Source organism: Methylobacter sp. S3L5C (genome assembly GCF_022788635.1).
In the GTDB taxonomy this organism is placed as follows: Bacteria; Pseudomonadota; Gammaproteobacteria; order Methylococcales; family Methylomonadaceae; genus Methylobacter_C.
In genome coordinates this window covers 2,893,536-2,910,990 of record NZ_CP076024.1, presented here as the reverse complement: position 1 = coordinate 2,910,990, position 17,455 = coordinate 2,893,536, and the positions used below count along the sequence as shown (strand labels likewise).

The window sequence follows — 17,455 nt, the reverse complement described above, 5'->3', positions numbered from 1 at the left end:
TGGAGTTCATCATGCAAAAAAATCGCTATTTCCCTTTGTCCCTGCTCGCTGTCGCAATTATTTCCGGTTGTAGTACGGTGCCTAACCAATCCCTTCTTGAAGCACGTAGCAATTACAACATTGTACGAGTTAATCCACAAATTACCAATCTGGCCCCACTTGAATTAAAAGATGCCAGTGAAACTTTAAACAAGGCTGAATATGCCTTCGAGAAAGATGAAGATACTGAAACCGTTAATCATCTTGCCTACATAGCCATGCAGAAAATAAGCATTGCACAGGAAACTACCGAGTTAAAAACCGCTGAATTAGCAGTAGCTGATGCCGGTTCCCAGCGCGCTACGGTTCGTCTTGATGCCAGAACGGCTGAAGTCGATGCAGCCAATGCCAAAATAGCCCAGCTCAAAGCGTTAAACGCTAAACAAACTGAGCGAGGTATGATGATTACACTGGGTGACGTTTTATTCAGCACCGATAAAGCGCAGCTGAAATCAGGCGGTATACGCAATGTACAAAAACTGGCCGATTTTCTTAACCATTATCCGCAATACAAAGTATCAGTTGAAGGTCACACCGACAGTCGCGGTAGTGATGAACATAATCAAGAACTCTCTAATAGACGCGCCGATGCCGTACAAATGGCTTTAATGAATATGTCAATTTCCAGTGACCGTATCAGCAAGAGCGGCTATGGTGAAGGTTTCCCGGTTGCCAGCAATAGTAATGCCGGCGGTCAGCAATTGAATCGACGCGTAGAAATTATCCTGTCTGACGAAAATGGTCGCATAACGTCACGTTAGACTTTAGTCATCTTCGGCTGCGATCAAAAGGACTGCATCGAGCCGAAGTAAAACTTCGAAGCAATTTTTAAAAAACAATCCCCTTCTTATCGTTCCCGAATGTCATCTAGTGTAGCCACTACCAAGCGCAGAAAGCCTCAATCCTGGCAGTAATTCCCTGAATATCCAGCCCGCAAATGGCCAGCAACTCCTCTCTGGTGCCTTGCTCAATAAAGCTGTCAGGCAAACCGATATTCAATACCGGCATCAGTATATGCTGAGCTTGCAGGAAATTATTGACCGCACTCCCTGCCCCCCCGGAAATGACGTTTTCTTCCACGGTAATAAATACTTCATGACTTTTCGCCAATTCCAGCAACAGTTGCTCATCAATAGGTTTAACAAAACGCATGTTGACGACGGTTGCCCCTAATTGTTTACCCGCTGCCAATGCTGGCGTTACCATGCTGCCCCAGGCTAAAATAGCCATACGACTGCCTTGATGGCGAATTTCGGCTTTAGCCAACGGTAGTGCGGTCATGGCTTTTATTACCGCTACGCCGGGGCCTTTACCGCGAGGATAACGCACCGATGCAGGGCCTTTATGCAAAAAGCCGGTATAAAGCATTTGCCGGCATTCATTTTCATCAGCCGGTGCCATAATCAGCATGTTTGGCACACAGCGCATATAACTGTAATCGAAACTACCGGCGTGGGTAGGACCATCAGGACCGACCAAGCCGGCCCGGTCCAGCGCAAACAAGACATCCAGGTTTTGAATGGCTACGTCATGAATCAACTGGTCATACGCACGCTGTAAAAACGTTGAATAAATGGCAACTACCGGTTTTGCACCCTGACAAGCCTGACCGGCTGCCAGGGTTACCGCATGTTGTTCGGCAATGGCCACATCAAAATAACGTTTGGGATATTGTTCGGAGAACTTCACCAGCCCCGAACCTTCTCGCATCGCCGGAGTAATACCCAGTAAACGCTCATCCTGCTCGGCCATATCACATAACCAACTGCCAAACACTTCGGTATAAGTGGGATGCACTGACGGTGCTGACTTGGGCAAAAAATCCAGGCTGGGATCAAAGGCCGGAACGCCATGGTAAGCCAACGGATCTTTCTCGGCAGGCGGGTAACCTTTACCTTTTTTGGTAACAATATGTAAAAAGCGTGGCCCGGAGGTGGCTTTCAGGTTTTCCAGCGTCGACACCAGCATGTCCACATCATGGCCATCAATCGGGCCAATATAATTAAAACCCAGCTCTTCAAATAACGTACCCGGGACAATCATGCCTTTCATGTGCTCTTCGGTACGCCGTGCCAACTCCCAAACGCTGGGTATTTTACTTAAGGCTTTTTTGCTTTCTTCGCGCATTGACGAATAAAACTTGCTCGACAAGATCTTGGTCAGATAGTTGTTCATCGCCCCGACTGGCGGTGAAATCGACATATCGTTGTCGTTTAAGATGACCAACAGATTGGCATCAATAGCCCCGGCATGATTCATCGCCTCAAAAGCCATACCGCCGGTAATGCTGCCATCACCAATAATCGCCACCATTTGCTTGTCTTCACCTTTTAGTTCCGACGCTATCGCCATTCCCAAGGCTGCGCTGATTGAGGTGCTGGAGTGGCCAACACCAAAGGCATCGTATTCGCTCTCGGCACGATTGGGAAATGCCGATACCCCGTTGAGGGTACGTATAGTCGTCATCCGTTCTTTACGGCCGGTCAAAATCTTGTGCGGATACGCCTGATGACCCACATCCCAAACCAACTGGTCAGACGGGGTATCAAAAACATAATGCAAAGCCACGGTAAGCTCGACTGTACCCAAACCCGCCGAAAAATGCCCACCGGAAATACTCACAGTATGCGTTAAATAATCCCGCAGTTCTTTCGCCAAGGGTTTGAGCTGGTCTTTACTGAGCTTGCGTACATCAGCTGGACTATTGATATTATTAAGTAGTGGATAATCAGGTAGTGTCTTCATATTAATAAAGTGGCTCGCGATAGAACATCAAAACGATGCCAATCTGAAAAAGGGCGGCAACAGAAATAAAACCGGCAATATCCTTACCCGGTCTGTCCAGTTTTAATTCCAGCCAACGACCACATGCCAGAATGAGAGAAAAAATACCCATAGTTGTGTGGCCCACCTGGATAAGAAATGCACTTTTAGCCTGAAAACCGACATGTGAATGAGTAAGTAACATTAAGCCACCAAAAGCTGCCAGTATGGGAAATACAAATGCCAGCTTGCTATGAGGGTTTTTGGTTATTCTGGCACTCAGTTCAATCATACCCAAAGTGAACACCAGCAACGTGGCAATTCTATGTTGCAACACTTCACCGTTATTAAAAGTACTATCCCAGAAACTTATCGGCCCTAACGGCCAGGATTCAGCATCACTGCGGAAAAACAGAAAAATCCCCAAGCCGACAAAGCCCAGTGGCCAATATCGGGTTAAGGGCAGATATTTATCAAAAGCTGAAAAAGAAGACGGTAAATGCTTTATATAGGAAAGCATCGCAAAAAAACTCATCGTCGTAAGGAAAATACCTGCGATGTTATGGTTATAATTTGACCATTCGGTTGCTGCCATTGAAGGCACTTGATCAATAATGGCAACCCGACCTGCTTCACCGGCTATCAGCGCATTATGGCTGGGCGAACTGGTTTGAGGAATCTGTGGGCTAAACGTATTGAGTACTTCCTGCCAGCTTGCTGTCAGGTTAGAGATATCAATCGCCGGTGGTTGTGAAGCCAGACTGGCAGCGGTAAATAACAACGTGATTAAAACGACAGTTTCCGCTTCAATGTAATAAGGCACCCGGTTGTTTAATGCATAATGGTCACCGGAAATACCGTATTCCTGTACGGCACTTTTATTCAGCCAGGCAAACCCCAAGGCAATTACCAATAATGTTATTTTTACGATTAACAAATTACCATAGCCCGTGCCAATCAGACCGTTCCAGGTATCAATATATTGCCAGGCGATAGGTACCCCCGAAACCAAAATCATGGCAACTGAAGCGATACCAAACCGGGAGAATCGATGTAGCATTAAAGGCCATAATTCGGCGGTAACCAAGTTATTTTGACGTAATAACCAGAGATTAACCAGTTGAAAAATTCCGCCAATCCAGGCGGCAGCGGCCAGCTGGTGAAGAACGGTTAACGACATTAACATAAACCGATCGTCAAAACGTCCCGCCGCATGCACCAGCCATGCACCTGAAATAATCATCGGCAAGGCCACAATGCTGGCAGTTGTCCAATGCGCCCTAGAAAACGGATTTTTACTGAGCGTCTGATAACAATAACCGGCCAGAAAAATAGCCAACAGCGTCCGTATAATACCGCCAACGAACTGGGTAGTACCGGCAAACTCAGGAAATGGCCAACGCTCAAGAACCGCAGTCATCAACCAGATTTTAAGAATTATTTTAAAAAGTTGCGCTGCTGCCAGTAAAAAACCGCCTTTGTAAATAAGTGCGATCGTCTTTTGTAGTAATACAGCGTTGTATCCATCCTGATTATTCCAGGGGCGCAAAACAAAAAGCCCCCAAAACAGGCCACCAATCGTTAATGAATAACAAATCAGGTCAAACCCGCCTATCAGCGAATCGAGAAAATCAGCTATACCCGCCATTATCTATCCTGTTAAGAGACTGAAAAATGAATAACATCTTCAGTTAAATGACCATCAGCAGCGAATATTTTAAATCTGATGGCATAATCACCCGGTTCCAGCGCTGGAATATGGATAATAATTTGCCCTTGCTTGCTGCCGGTTTCTGTTTGCAATAACTCATGCTTGTCACCTTTACGCACTAAAAAAATTTGCGACAGACCCAGTTCTATTTTGGAATTAAAAGTTAGCTCGACCTTGCCTGGCTGGTTAGCATGAATGGGCGTCACTTTTAATGAATAATCGGTCACAACCGCGTGAGCGATAACTAACGTTACCTGACCAAAAACCAACAATAAAAGGATTAGCTTAATCCACTTTTTCATAATTTTGACCTCAGCGACTTTTTTTGCTTTTTAAAGCGTGGCCTGCCAAATTCTTGCCTAACTCCCAAATAGAGCCCGGTATTTGATGCGTATCGGCAATCGCTTTATCAAATGAATTGACAATATGATCACGATCTTTTTGCGTCAGGTTTAATGGCGGCAATAGCTTAATCACATTCATACCATGCCCGGCAACCTGAGTTAGTATGTGGTGATCCTTAAATAAAGGGATGGTGATCATTTGACAGAACAAGCCTTTATTAGCCGCTTCCAGCATGGCCCACGCCGCTTTTAACCGAAGACTTTTAGGCGATTGAAATTCAATGGCAATCATCATACCTTTACCACGAACACCTTTCAGGAATTCATATTTTTCAGATAATGCTTGCAAGCTGTTAATAATATCAGTGCCAACTTTTAAACTGTTCTCTACCAGCTTTTCTTCTTCCATGACGTGCAAAGTTGCCAAACCTGCGGCCATCGCCAAATTGTTTTTACCAAAAGTTGATCCATGGACAACGGCTCTATCCATACGATTAAACACGGTATCCATGATTTTTTGGGTCATCGCCACGCCGCCAACCGGCACAAAACCGCCTGACAGAGCTTTAGCCATACAAATCATATCAGGTTTAACATTCCAGTGGTCTATAGCCCAAAATTTCCCGGTACGTCCCAAGCCTGTTTGTACTTCATCGGCGACAAATAAAGTGCCATATTTTTTGCACAGGCGCTCAACTTCAGGTAAATAATTATCATCAGGTACATTAACGCCTTTGCCCTGAATAGGTTCAACAATAAAAGCCGCAACATCATTATTGCTTAACGCTTTTTCCAGCGCCTCAATATCATTAAAAGGAATGGCTTTACAACCCGGCAATAATGGACCAAAGCCTTCTCGGAAAATTTCTTCGCCACATAAGGAAAGGGCGCCCATTGTCAGTCCATGATAACCATGTTCACAAAAAACGATGTTTTCCCGTTTGGTGGTGTAACGGGCAAATTTAATTGCGGCTTCCAAGGCTTCTGTTCCTGAATTACAGAAAAACATCTTATCAATATTTTCAGGCGTCGTTTTCAAAAGTTCTTTTGCCAATAAACCGCTGAGAACAGATACATCCAGTTGCACAAGATTTGGCAACTCGAGGGTTAACGTTTCCTTTAAAGCGTTAATAACGGTAGGATGATTACGACCAATCGCAAATACGCCAAAACCACTTAACAAATCCAGATACTCGGTACCCGACTGATCATAAAGATATTGTCCTACGGCACGCTCATAGTGGCGGTCGTAGCCTATAGTCTTTAACATTCTGACCATTTGATTATTAAGATGCTGCTCATGCAGATCAAATTTATCAGTATTATGTTGAGTAAAAAGTTCGGCTATGCTGAAAGTCATATTCGCTATTCAAGGTTAAAGGTTAAAGATATCTTGAGTAAAGCACAGAATTTAAGTAGCTTCCTTTTTTGACTTAAACTCTTAAGGTGATATCCAAAAATTAATATACCCAAGTGGCCAAGGATTTTTGTTTATTCACGCGGCAGAAAATAGGTATTGTATTTCATGTGTTAATAATCGGCTATTGTGCCCAGGAGGCTGGCAGCCAACTTTAACGATTTCTTTGCTGCATTAAAATGTAAACCCAGTTTTATTAATCCGGGTAACTCGGCGGGATGTAGCAAAAGAAATAATAATAATTTGCCTAACACAATATCCCCGCCGTTATTAAGGGAATAATTAATCGCTAAAGGTAAGTTCATTACTACCGGATCGACAATCGCCCGGATGGAAATAAAAGGTAACACGTGTTGACTTGCGACCTTGGCAATAGCGGTACTTTCCATATCCAGTGCAACTGCACCCGTTATTGAGTGTAGTTGTTTTTTATCGATACTGGATGAAACAATACTGATACTCTCCGCTAAAGTTCCACTATGAACGACCATAAACTTGGCCAGTCTGTTTTTGATGTCGCCATGCCAATCAGCATTCACAGCCATCTCACTATTTCCGGCATCTATCAGTTTATCAGCCAGAATCAGATCACCTGGTTTTAATGATGCACTAAGAGCTGCCGCACACCCCCAACTTACAAGCCTTCCAACACCTTTAGCAATCAGTAATTCAGCAGCCAAGTGGGCATTTATCGGGCCTGCACCTGAATAAGCAACCAGTAATTTATCCGCTATAAAAACACAATGGCCTTTACTGATCTTTTTAGACGTCAGGGTAGCCAGCTCTTCAGGTAAAGCGACAACAATACCGGTGATCACTTTTTGTTTAGTTCATTGCGGTAGCGAGCCAATGCCCAAAGTGGGAAAAATTTATCATAGCCATGGTATTTAAGATAAAAAACTTTGGGAAATCCCGGTGCAGTAAAACATTTATCATTCCAAACGCCATCAGTTTGCTGGTTATGTAAAATAAAATCAATACCGGATTTTACTTCGGGGCTATGCGCTTCACCTGCAGCCATCAACCCTAAAACAGCCCAAGCCGTTTGAAATGCCGTACTAAAATGATAGCTTCCGCTAACGCTTTTATCGTGATAAGTATAGTTATCTTCACCCCAACCGCCATCTTCACGTTGCTTGCTTTTTAACCATTTTGCAGCTTTAGTGTAAATTGGATCAGTCTTGGGTAGATTGGTTTGTTCCAACCCGAGTAAAACAGACCAGGTACCATAAATATAATTGGTTCCCCAACGGCCAAACCAGGAACCATCATCTTCCTGTTCGTTACGTATATATTCCAGAGTACGTTCCAAAGCTGGCAGATATTCAGCATGGTTGTTGGCTACTCTGGCCATTAACATGGCACAACGTGCACTGACATCCGATGTTGGTGGATCCAATAAAGCACCATGGTCAGCAAACGGAATCTCATTGAGGTAATAACAGGTATTATCTACATCAAAAGCTCCATAACCACCGTTTTTGGATTGCATACCGACCACCCAACGCGTTGCCCGATGTATTGATTGATCCAAATCAGGCAAGTTAGAATCAGCCATGGCAAAAGCGACGACAGCGGTATCATCGACATCCGGATAATGTGGATTTTCAAACTGAAATGCCCAGCCGCCACCAGCCAAATCAGGCTTGGCAATACGCCAATCACCCGGCTCATCTAATAATTGTTTACTTTTAAGCCAGTCATAAGCGTTCGTTAGCGCTGAATTAATCACCGGATTGACTATCTCAGAACTTTTGTCAACTTCCTGTAAAGCTAATGCAGTCAGCGCCGTATCCCAAACCGGTGACAAGCAGGGCTGGCAATAGGCATCATGCTCGTTAATAACCAACAACTTATCTATGGCTTTGCGGGCTGTGACAATAAGCTCATGATCTTTAGGCATGCCTAGCAGCATCAAAGCTTCATAAGCGGCCATCATAGCCGGACAAATACCGCCTAATCCATCTTCGCCATTAAGTCGTTCAATAATCCAGTCTTTGGCTTTTTTAAGAGCTAGATCTTGAGCTTTTTTGGGGATTAACGGGCGTGTTGCTCGACCCAACAGATCCAGGCCCAAAAAAATTTTATTTAAAAGCGTTCTTTCAGGAAAATAGTGCCGCTCTTCATCAGGATGGGTGACAAAAAGCTCAAGTATACTGACTTTATTAGGATTTTTAGCGGTTGCTTTTAAAGTACAAAGTATAAACAATGGCACCATAACTGTTCTTGACCAGTAGGAAACTTTGTCCAAGTGGAAGGGAAACCATCCGGGAAATAACATGATTTCTACAGGAATATACGGAACCCCCCGCCAGGGTATCTGCTCAAATTTTGCCAGCTCAATGCGTGTAAAAACATTAGCTGTCGCCGCACCACCCTGCCCAAGAATGTAATTTCTTAAACGGCTCATGTGCGCCAGATCAGGAGTGTCGCCAGCAAGCTTTAAGGCATAATAAACCTTGACGCTACCGCTAATATCGCCTGGGCCACCGGTAAAAAGAGGAAAACTGCCATCTTTAGATTGACGAGACCGTAAATAATTAGCTATCTTGACTTGTAAGGACTCATCAATCTCGCCCAGATAGTGCATCATCAAAATATATTCTGCAGATATTGTGCAGTCTGCCTCCAGCTCAAACAGCCAATAACCATCTATATTTTGCAGGCTTAAGAGTTTATCGCTTGCTCTGCCAATGGCTTTATCAAGATTGTAGGCCTTGGAATAAATAGTGGTTGATGAGCTGGAAACATTACTCGTCTGTGTATGTATATTAGTATCGGTAAACATAATGACGTCCTTAAAGGTCTGAATTGGCTTTTGAGGAAGGTATTGAATAAGTCCAGTCAATAGCTTTCAATTCTCGACTGGTTAAATTAAAAAGCACTGTCAGCAAAAAGTTACTGCGGCCCATTAATTTCGTTGCCAGAATAGTCGCTTTAACACTTTTACGGGTTATTTTGACCTGGTCAGAATGATTGAAATCCAGATTTTGTTTGATTTTTTTTAAGGTCAAAACGGCCATACCCAATGCCCATAAACAAAAATTTCGAATGCCGGTTTCATGAGTCGGTATTTTTAAGGTGTATAACAAGGCGTTATTTAAGTGACCATGAGCAATACTGATTAAGCGCTCCAGACCTAGCCTAAAATTTTCGTTGGTTGTTTCTGGACTCAAGTTTTTAAGATCAAAACCCGTTTCGGTAAAAATATCTTGTGGCAACCAGCAAACACCACGCTGCGCATCATCCCAGATATCTTTCAAAATATTGGTCATTTGCAAACCCTGGCCAAAAGAAACCGATAGCGTTAGCAATTCTTCTCTATCCTTGGCAATTTCAGGAGAGTAATGGCAAAAAAGTTTGGCCAGCATTTCACCGACACAACCGGCAACGTAGTAACAATATCTGTCTAAATCTGACAATATTGGCAGACCATCATGCAGATTCTGCGCCTGAAATATTGGCATGCCTTCAGCCATGGTTTCTACACAGCAAGCCAGTGCCTCAATTTGATCATCGTCAAGACTATGCGTGATTTGTATAACCCGAGGCAATACATGTATTAAGGTGTGTTCAGCCGGAATAGTTTGCTCAGAAAGCAATGGCGCAAGCTCTACCGCGAAGGGTTCAGCATTAAAACCGGTTTTTACAACGTCAATAAACTCTGAACAAAAATATTTTTTTTGCGCTGCAGACAATGAAACTTCATCTTCAATCGTATCAACTATACGGCATAACAAATAGGCATTGGCAACTGCACTATAGAGCTGCTTTGGTAACTGGGGAATAGTTAGAGCAAATGTTCTGGATACACCTTCAAGCAAGAGTGTCTGAAAATCATTATCAGATAATTGGCTCAGTGATTTAGGGTTATCCAGTGATATTAGGGTTTCGCTCATAATATTGTAGATGTCGGCCCAAGTGGGTTTAGTAAATTAATTGACGGCAATAATAGCCTGTTTGTTGGTATTTTGCAAAGCAATGTTGTTTTATTGTTAACATCCTTGTTTAGCTGGGCTGTACAGGTACTTATTAATAATAAAAACAATAATTTAACAGTTTACGTTGCATTTGTACAACTTGGCCCAAAACTACCGGCAATATAGCAGTAACATAGATAATTTAACGTAAAAACTGGAGTCGTTAGTTAAAAGATAGTATTCTACTCAGTAATAGATAAGCGATTGTATTATAAAGCAGGCCTGTTTAAATATCTAAACTTCAAGATTGAAAAATCTTGACAAAGACTATTTACTTAAACAATTATTTCCTGTTGTTTTATAGGCACAAACATTATCACCCCCCACATCATGCATGTGGTTTTAGGATGGCCAATATAAATGACCATTAATAGTTATAACAATTTTGGAGGGTTTGCTCGTGGGTGTTCCTTTACGTCAGCAGTTAGCAGTCGGTAGTTACCTAATTAAACAAAAACTAAAAGGGGTTAAAAAATATCCTTTAGTACTAATGCTGGAACCATTGTTTCGATGCAACTTGGCTTGTGCCGGTTGCGGTAAAATTGATTATCCTGATGACATTCTCGACAAACGCTTATCATTTGAAGAATGTATGCAGGCCGTTGATGAATGTAACGCACCCATGGTGTCGATTCCGGGTGGTGAACCGCTCATCCATAAAGAGATGCCACAAATTGTTGCCGGTATCATTGCACGCAAGAAATTTGTGTATTTATGCACGAATGCCTTGTTATTAAAAAAGAAAATTAATGACTATACGCCCTCTCCTTATTTAACTTTCTCAATCCATTTAGATGGGATGCAGGAAAGACATGACGCCTCAGTATGTCAAGAAGGCGTCTTTGACAGGGCCGTTGAAGCGATTAAGTTGGCATTAGGAAAAGGCTTTAGAGTTAATATAAACTGTACTCTTTTTCAAGGTGAAAATGCTCAAGAAGTTGCTGATTTCTTGGATTATGCGACAGAATTGGGTGTAGAAGGGATTACTATTGCTCCAGGATTTAGTTATGAGCGCGCCCCCCAACAAGATGTATTTATTAAAGGTAAAGATGTTAAAGATTTATTCAGGGGCATTTTTAGAATAGGCAAAAATCGCAAATGGCAATTAAATCATTCATCACTTTATCTGGATTTTTTGGCCGGCAATCAAAACTATGAATGTACGCCATGGGGCAATCCCACACGAAATGTTTTTGGCTGGCAAAAACCCTGCTATTTACTGGCAGATGAAGGTAATGCAGCAAGCTTTAAAGAGCTTATTGATACAACACCATGGGATAAATACGGTAACGTTAACAACCCTAAATGTGCAAGCTGCATGGCTCATTGTGGTTATGAAGCGACAGCCGTTGAAGACATGTTAAAACATCCATTGAAAGCATTATTAACGTCTATCAGAGGCCCTAAAACCGAAGGTGACATGATGCCTGAACCCATGCCTACCTATGTGGAAGAGAAGCCTTTGTCAACGCTTTCAGGGATTCCTATCAGAGTAGAAATAGTTGATTAACGGCGAGCAGGACTACTCTTTCAAATTAGTTATGGCAACAATCTTAATTGTATTTTTGTCCGGATCAAATGCAAGGTAACTACACCAATCCTAACAAATTTAAAGCTTTAGCCTGATCTGCCTTATTGATAAAGGGCAATGCAGGACTAAAGTTTTGCCTGTTGAATTAATAGACATGTTAATTCAACAGGCATCGCAAAAAACGTTTAATAAAATGCCACATTTTATGAGGTTTTGACTATGATTTTAAAAAATATGCAGCTAGCTACTATATTTGTATTTTGCTTATTTGCAACAATCCACACTTCCGCGCAGGCTGAAAGTGCAGCAACTGCCAAACAAGTCGTTGAAAAATTTCAGACAGAACTCATCGCCGTCATGAAAAACGGCAAGCAATTAGGCTATGCTGGAAGATATGACAAACTAAATGTCTCCGTGTCGAATAGCCACGACTTAACAAAAATTGCCCGGATAGTCGTTGGTAAAGAGTGGGAAAAACTATCTGAAGTACAGCAACAAAAACTGGTAGATGTCTTTATTCGTTTAAGTATTGCCTCTTATGCATACAATTTTAAAGATTTTTCTGGCGAAGCATTCGTCTTTGATTCAGAAGAAGAAACGACGAGAGGTGGCGTTGTTGTGCATAGTCATTTGATTATTCCGGACGATAAACCGGTTAAATTCGATTACATGCTAAAAGAAAAAGGCGATAGCTGGCGCATTATTAACATAATAGCTAATGGTGTCAGTGACTTAGCCTTAAAAAGATCAGAATACACCACCATATTACAACGCGAAGGCTTTGATGCTTTGATAACGAAAATAAACGAAAAAATTGATAATTATTCAAAACTATAAGCTACGGGTTCTATACCAAAATGAACAAACCATACAGCAGCAACCGTAATGCCAAAAGTCAGAATATTATTTTAGGCATGCTCATTGCTTCCACCATTTTCCTGAGTGGCTGTGCAACAAATAGTGTTACTGAGCAGCAACAGGTGATAAATAAGGACGATCCTTATGAGCACTTTAATCGAAAAATGTACTTTTTTAATGACCGTGTCGATAACTATGTTGCCAAGCCTATTTCGGATGGCTATAAATGGGTAACACCTCAATTTGTACAAACCGGGGTTTACAATTTTTTTAGTAATCTTAAAGACATCAACGTGGTTGTTAATGATGTTCTACAAGCCAAATTTGCACAAAGTGCTCACGATACCGGACGCTTGGCACTTAATACGACAATGGGTCTGGGCGGTTTTGTTGATGTAGCAACACCTGTCGGTCTGGAAAAAAATGAGGAGGACTTTGACCAGACTCTGGCTGTATGGGGCGTTCCTAAGGGCTCATTTTTGGTAATCCCTTTACTGGGACCAACAACGATTCGCGGCATTCCTGGTGCGATATTTGATACAGCGGCAAACCCCTCCAGTTATGTAGGCATGCCTGTACAACTGATATCCTTGCTAAATACTCGTGCAAATGCAGAAGGCTCATTAAAATTCATTAATGAAGCCTCGCTGGACCCTTACGTATTTACTCGAGAGGCTTTTTTACAATGGCGCCATAATCTGGCTACCGATGGCAAATTCGAGGTATCTTTAGATTTCGATGATGAACTGAATGACGATGGAGAACCTGCCGATAAAAGCCCCGATGGCACTACAAACAACTTAAAGCTACTTGCTCCACAAAACACCGAAGCTAAATAACTCATTTAACTGTGGTTATTGCCCCATTATTTAAGCCATTCAGCTTATTTTTAAACATCAAAAAAAACAAGCTGAATGTGTATAACGGAGATAGCCGATAAGCAGGGCATCAACTAAAAATGTAATAACGAATAGACTTCGTAATTACCCAGCTTTTCTCTTCCTTCCAAAAAGTCCAACTCCACCACAAAAGCACACGCTTCAACCTTGGCACCCAGCTTTTCAACCAAATCACAACTTGCCTTTGCAGTTCCACCAGTAGCCAATAAATCATCGATCAATAACACCCGATCATTGACATCAAAAGCATCAATATGCGCTTCTAGTGCCGCTGAACCGTACTCAAGATCATAAGACACGCTCTGCACATCATAAGGTAATTTTCCGGGCTTTCTCAAAGGTATAAAAGGAAGTCCCAACTCCCATGCAACCAATGCACCGAAAATAAAACCGCGCGCCTCCATACCGGCTACTGCCGTAATTTCACGACCTAAAAAAGGCTGCAGTAATTGATGCACAGCAAGCCTTAACATCGCAGGATCTTTTACCAGCGGTGTAATATCCTTAAAAATAATCCCCGGTTTGGGGAAATCAGGAATATCACGAATTTTATTTCTTAATCTATCCATTATTTCAACTTATAAAAGGGGGGGATTTAATTAACAAGATCTTGCAGGGTTGCTTTAATGGTCACTGACCGTTAAAGCAACCCTGCAAGATCTATAATGTAGCCACAACTAAGCGCAGAAAGCCTCAATCCTGGCAGTAATTCCCTGAATATCCAGCCCGCAAATGGCCAGTAGCTCCTCTCTGGTACCTTGCTCAACAAAGCTGTCAGGCAAACCGATATTTAATACCGGCATCAGTATCTGCTGTGCTTGCAGAAAATTATTGACCGCACTCCCTGCCCCCCCGGAAATGACGTTTTCTTCCACGGTAATAAATACTTCATGACTTTTCGCCAATTCCAGCAACAGTTGCTCATCAATAGGTTTAACAAAACGCATGTTGACGACGGTTGCCCCTAATTGTTTACCCGCTGCCAATGCTGGCGTTACCATGCTGCCCCAGGCTAAAATAGCCATACGACTGCCTTGATGGCGAATTTCGGCTTTAGCCAACGGTAGTGCGGTCATGGCTTTTATTACCGCTACGCCGGGGCCTTTACCGCGAGGATAACGCACCGATGCAGGGCCTTTATGCAAAAAGCCGGTATAAAGCATTTGCCGGCATTCATTTTCATCAGCCGGTGCCATAATCAGCATGTTTGGCACACAGCGCATATAACTGTAATCGAAACTACCGGCGTGGGTAGGACCATCAGGACCGACCAAGCCGGCCCGGTCCAGCGCAAACAAGACATCCAGGTTTTGAATGGCTACGTCATGAATCAACTGGTCATACGCACGCTGTAAAAACGTTGAATAAATGGCAACTACCGGTTTTGCACCCTGACAAGCCTGACCGGCTGCCAGGGTTACCGCATGTTGTTCGGCAATGGCCACATCAAAATAACGTTTGGGATATTGTTCGGAGAACTTCACCAGCCCCGAACCTTCTCGCATCGCCGGAGTAATACCCAGTAAACGCTCATCCTGCTCGGCCATATCACATAACCAACTGCCAAACACTTCGGTATAAGTGGGATGCACTGACGGGGCTGACTTGGGCAAGCAATCCAGACTGGGATCAAAGGCCGGAACGCCATGATAAGCCAACGGATCTTTCTCGGCGGGCGGATAACCTTTGCCTTTTTTGGTGACAATATGTAAAAAGCGTGGCCCGGAGATGGCTTTCAGATTTTCCAGCGTCGACACCAGCATGTCCACATCATGGCCATCAATCGGGCCAATATAATTAAAGCCCAGTTCTTCAAATAACGTACCCGGGACAATCATGCCCTTCATGTGCTCTTCGGTACGACGCGCCAACTCCCAAACGCTGGGCATTTTACTTAAGGCTTTTTTGCTTTCTTCGCGCATTGACGAATAAAACTTGCTCGACAAGATTTTGGTCAGATAGTTGTTCATCGCCCCGACTGGCGGTGAAATCGACATATCGTTGTCGTTCAAAATAACCAGCAGATTGGCATCAATAGCCCCGGCATGATTCATCGCCTCAAAAGCCATACCACCGGTAATGCTGCCATCACCAATAATCGCCACCATTTGCTTGTCTTCACCTTTCAGTTCCGACGCTATCGCCATTCCCAAGGCTGCGCTAATTGAGGTGCTGGAGTGGCCAACACCAAAGGCATCGTATTCGCTCTCGGCACGATTGGGAAATGCCGATACCCCGTTGAGGGTACGTATAGTCGTCATCCGTTCTTTACGGCCAGTCAAAATCTTGTGCGGATACGCCTGATGACCCACATCCCAAACCAACTGGTCAGACGGGGTATCAAAAACATAATGCAAAGCCACGGTAAGCTCGACTGTACCCAAACCCGCCGAAAAATGCCCACCGGAAATACTCACAGTATGCGTTAAATAATCCCGCAGTTCTTTCGCCAAGGGTTTGAGCTGGTCTTTACTGAGCTTGCGTACATCAGCGGGACTATTGATAGTGTCTAATAGGGGAAAACTTCCTGATTTATTCATGTGTAAGTCGATTCCTTGAGTCGGCACGGTGTTTGTGGCATCTCACTGTTTAGTATGTAGATCTTCAATGCCTTAGGTTCAAAGATCTGGCAAATTTATCGGTAACTAATGAGAAGTGACTAATTACTTAATCATCCGCTGATTATCCACATTAAATCCCGATCAATCAAGTCGGTTATTAGTGAGTTCGCTGAATAATGTAAAGCGATAAATCACGTAATAAATCCGCTTCTTTGCCAAAAATGCGCAAACTGTCCATCGCCTTCTCATGAAGTTCTTGCGCTTTTTGTTTGGCACCAACCAATCCTAATAAAGCAGGATAGGTAGGTTTATCGTTATCTTGATCTTTGCCCTGAGTTTTACCTAACGTAGCGGTATCACTTTCCTCATCAAGAATGTCATCTTTAACCTGAAAGGATAAACCAATACATTTGGCATAATGATCCAGCTTTGTCGCAACAGTCGGGTCAATATCATTTTTTGCCAGCGTTGCCAGCTTGACACTGGCACGAATTAAAGCACCTGTTTTATGGATATGCATATTTTCCAGCTCAGGCAAATTTAAACTCATGCCTACCGATTGTAAATCAATTGCCTGACCACCGACCATCCCCTGAGAGCCACTCGCTTTTGCCAAAGCAATAATCATTTTTAAGCGATCTTGTGCCGTCGCTGTAATGCTGGGGTCATGAGCCAATATTTCAAATGCCAAAGCTTGTAACGCATCTCCAGCCAAAATAGCGGTTGCTTCATCAAAAGCCACATGACAAGTCGCTTTTCCACGCCTGAGATCATCATCATCCATCGCAGGAAGATCATCATGTATTAAAGAATACACATGAATAAATTCTACAGCGCAAGCCGGGCCATCGAGAGCTTCAGGGGTAATACCCAACGCCTTTCCGGTACAATAGGTTAGCACCGGACGCATACGCTTGCCGCCATCAAGCACACTATAACGCATTGCCTGATGAAGTTTTTGCGGCAGCAACTGTCCGGCAGGAAGACGATCATCCAAAGCCTTTTCAATGCGATTTTGACAAAAGCTAAGATATTCTTTTAACGCATTACTCATCGGTAAATGGCTCCAGGGTTTGAGTGCCGTTCTTTTCGATAAGAATCTGAACTTTCTGTTCTGCCTCCTGCAAGGCTTTTTGACAGGTTCGGGTAAGCGTCACCCCGCGTTCAAAAGACTTTAATGACTGTTCCAGCGAAACTTCACCTTGCTCCAACTGAGTAACCAATTGTTCAAGTTCTGCCAGTGAGTCTTCAAATAAAGTCGTACTTTTCTTTTTCGGCATGTAAATAAAAATATGTAAATAAAATAACGCATCAATAAAGGCTGCATTATATATGAAATTAACCAACAGCAG

General features: G+C 43.1%; 15 protein-coding genes. 4 read left to right on the top strand and 11 right to left on the bottom strand.

All coding sequences use genetic code 11. The features are described from left to right. Window positions 1-11 precede the first annotated feature (11 nt). Entirely contained in the window at window positions 12-800 is a 789-nt protein-coding gene (locus tag KKZ03_RS13030; RefSeq protein ID WP_243217263.1) for an OmpA family protein, read from the top strand. Between the two features lie 118 nt (window positions 801-918). On the opposite strand, the gene dxs (KKZ03_RS13025) is transcribed toward KKZ03_RS13030, so the two are convergent. The 7 genes from dxs (KKZ03_RS13025) to KKZ03_RS12995 all read right to left on the bottom strand — a co-directional run bounded on the left by dxs (KKZ03_RS13025) (window position 919) and on the right by KKZ03_RS12995 (window position 10,173). Then, complete coding sequence (dxs, locus tag KKZ03_RS13025; RefSeq protein ID WP_243217262.1) at window positions 919-2,784, bottom strand: 1-deoxy-D-xylulose-5-phosphate synthase; 1,866 nt, start codon at window positions 2,782-2,784, stop codon at window positions 919-921. A gap of 1 nt (window position 2,785) precedes the next feature. Then, window positions 2,786-4,450: a copper resistance D family protein gene (locus KKZ03_RS13020; RefSeq protein ID WP_243217261.1), complete on the bottom strand. Its 1,665-nt coding sequence runs from the start codon at window positions 4,448-4,450 to the stop codon at window positions 2,786-2,788. An 11-nt stretch (window positions 4,451-4,461) separates the two neighbouring features. Continuing rightward, on the bottom strand, window positions 4,462-4,815 hold the full coding sequence (locus KKZ03_RS13015; RefSeq protein WP_243217260.1) for a copper resistance CopC family protein: 354 nt from the start codon (window positions 4,813-4,815) through the stop codon (window positions 4,462-4,464). A 10-nt stretch (window positions 4,816-4,825) separates the two neighbouring features. Then, on the bottom strand, window positions 4,826-6,217 hold the full coding sequence (locus KKZ03_RS13010; protein ID WP_243217259.1) for an aspartate aminotransferase family protein: 1,392 nt from the start codon (window positions 6,215-6,217) through the stop codon (window positions 4,826-4,828). A gap of 170 nt (window positions 6,218-6,387) precedes the next feature. Then, complete coding sequence (locus tag KKZ03_RS13005) at window positions 6,388-7,092, bottom strand: phosphorylase (RefSeq protein ID WP_243217258.1); 705 nt, start codon at window positions 7,090-7,092, stop codon at window positions 6,388-6,390. Continuing rightward, window positions 7,089-9,062 (bottom strand): squalene--hopene cyclase, encoded by a 1,974-nt coding sequence (shc, locus tag KKZ03_RS13000; protein WP_243217257.1) that lies wholly within the window; start codon window positions 9,060-9,062, stop codon window positions 7,089-7,091. The genes KKZ03_RS13005 and shc overlap by 4 nt, the downstream gene beginning before the upstream one ends. 10 nt (window positions 9,063-9,072) lie before the next feature. Next, window positions 9,073-10,173 (bottom strand): phytoene/squalene synthase family protein, encoded by a 1,101-nt coding sequence (locus KKZ03_RS12995; RefSeq protein WP_243217256.1) that lies wholly within the window; start codon window positions 10,171-10,173, stop codon window positions 9,073-9,075. Window positions 10,174-10,654: 481 nt separating this feature from the next. On the opposite strand from KKZ03_RS12995, the gene hpnH reads away from it, so the two are divergent. The 3 genes from hpnH (at window position 10,655) to KKZ03_RS12980 (ending at window position 13,482) form a co-directional block, all read left to right on the top strand. Next, window positions 10,655-11,764, top strand: coding sequence for an adenosyl-hopene transferase HpnH (gene hpnH / locus KKZ03_RS12990; RefSeq protein WP_243217255.1), 1,110 nt, complete (start codon window positions 10,655-10,657; stop codon window positions 11,762-11,764). A gap of 240 nt (window positions 11,765-12,004) precedes the next feature. After that, a complete protein-coding gene (locus KKZ03_RS12985) occupies window positions 12,005-12,622 on the top strand; it encodes an ABC transporter substrate-binding protein (RefSeq protein WP_243217254.1) in 618 nt (205 codons plus the stop codon). Window positions 12,623-12,642: 20 nt separating this feature from the next. Beyond that, window positions 12,643-13,482 (top strand): VacJ family lipoprotein, encoded by an 840-nt coding sequence (locus KKZ03_RS12980; RefSeq protein ID WP_243217253.1) that lies wholly within the window; start codon window positions 12,643-12,645, stop codon window positions 13,480-13,482. A gap of 113 nt (window positions 13,483-13,595) precedes the next feature. On the opposite strand, the gene KKZ03_RS12975 is transcribed toward KKZ03_RS12980, so the two are convergent. The 4 genes from KKZ03_RS12975 to KKZ03_RS12960 form a co-directional block, all read right to left on the bottom strand. Then, the gene (locus KKZ03_RS12975; protein WP_243217252.1) at window positions 13,596-14,111 is read right to left on the bottom strand and encodes an adenine phosphoribosyltransferase; all 516 of its coding nucleotides are present in this window, start codon (window positions 14,109-14,111) and stop codon (window positions 13,596-13,598) included. Between the two features lie 108 nt (window positions 14,112-14,219). Then, complete coding sequence (dxs, locus tag KKZ03_RS12970) at window positions 14,220-16,082, bottom strand: 1-deoxy-D-xylulose-5-phosphate synthase (RefSeq protein ID WP_243217251.1); 1,863 nt, start codon at window positions 16,080-16,082, stop codon at window positions 14,220-14,222. Between the two features lie 178 nt (window positions 16,083-16,260). Next, entirely contained in the window at window positions 16,261-17,157 is an 897-nt protein-coding gene (ispA, locus tag KKZ03_RS12965) for a (2E,6E)-farnesyl diphosphate synthase (RefSeq protein ID WP_243217250.1), read from the bottom strand. Beyond that, window positions 17,150-17,383, bottom strand: coding sequence for an exodeoxyribonuclease VII small subunit (locus tag KKZ03_RS12960; protein ID WP_243217249.1), 234 nt, complete (start codon window positions 17,381-17,383; stop codon window positions 17,150-17,152). The genes ispA and KKZ03_RS12960 overlap by 8 nt, the downstream gene beginning before the upstream one ends. Window positions 17,384-17,455 lie beyond the last annotated feature (72 nt).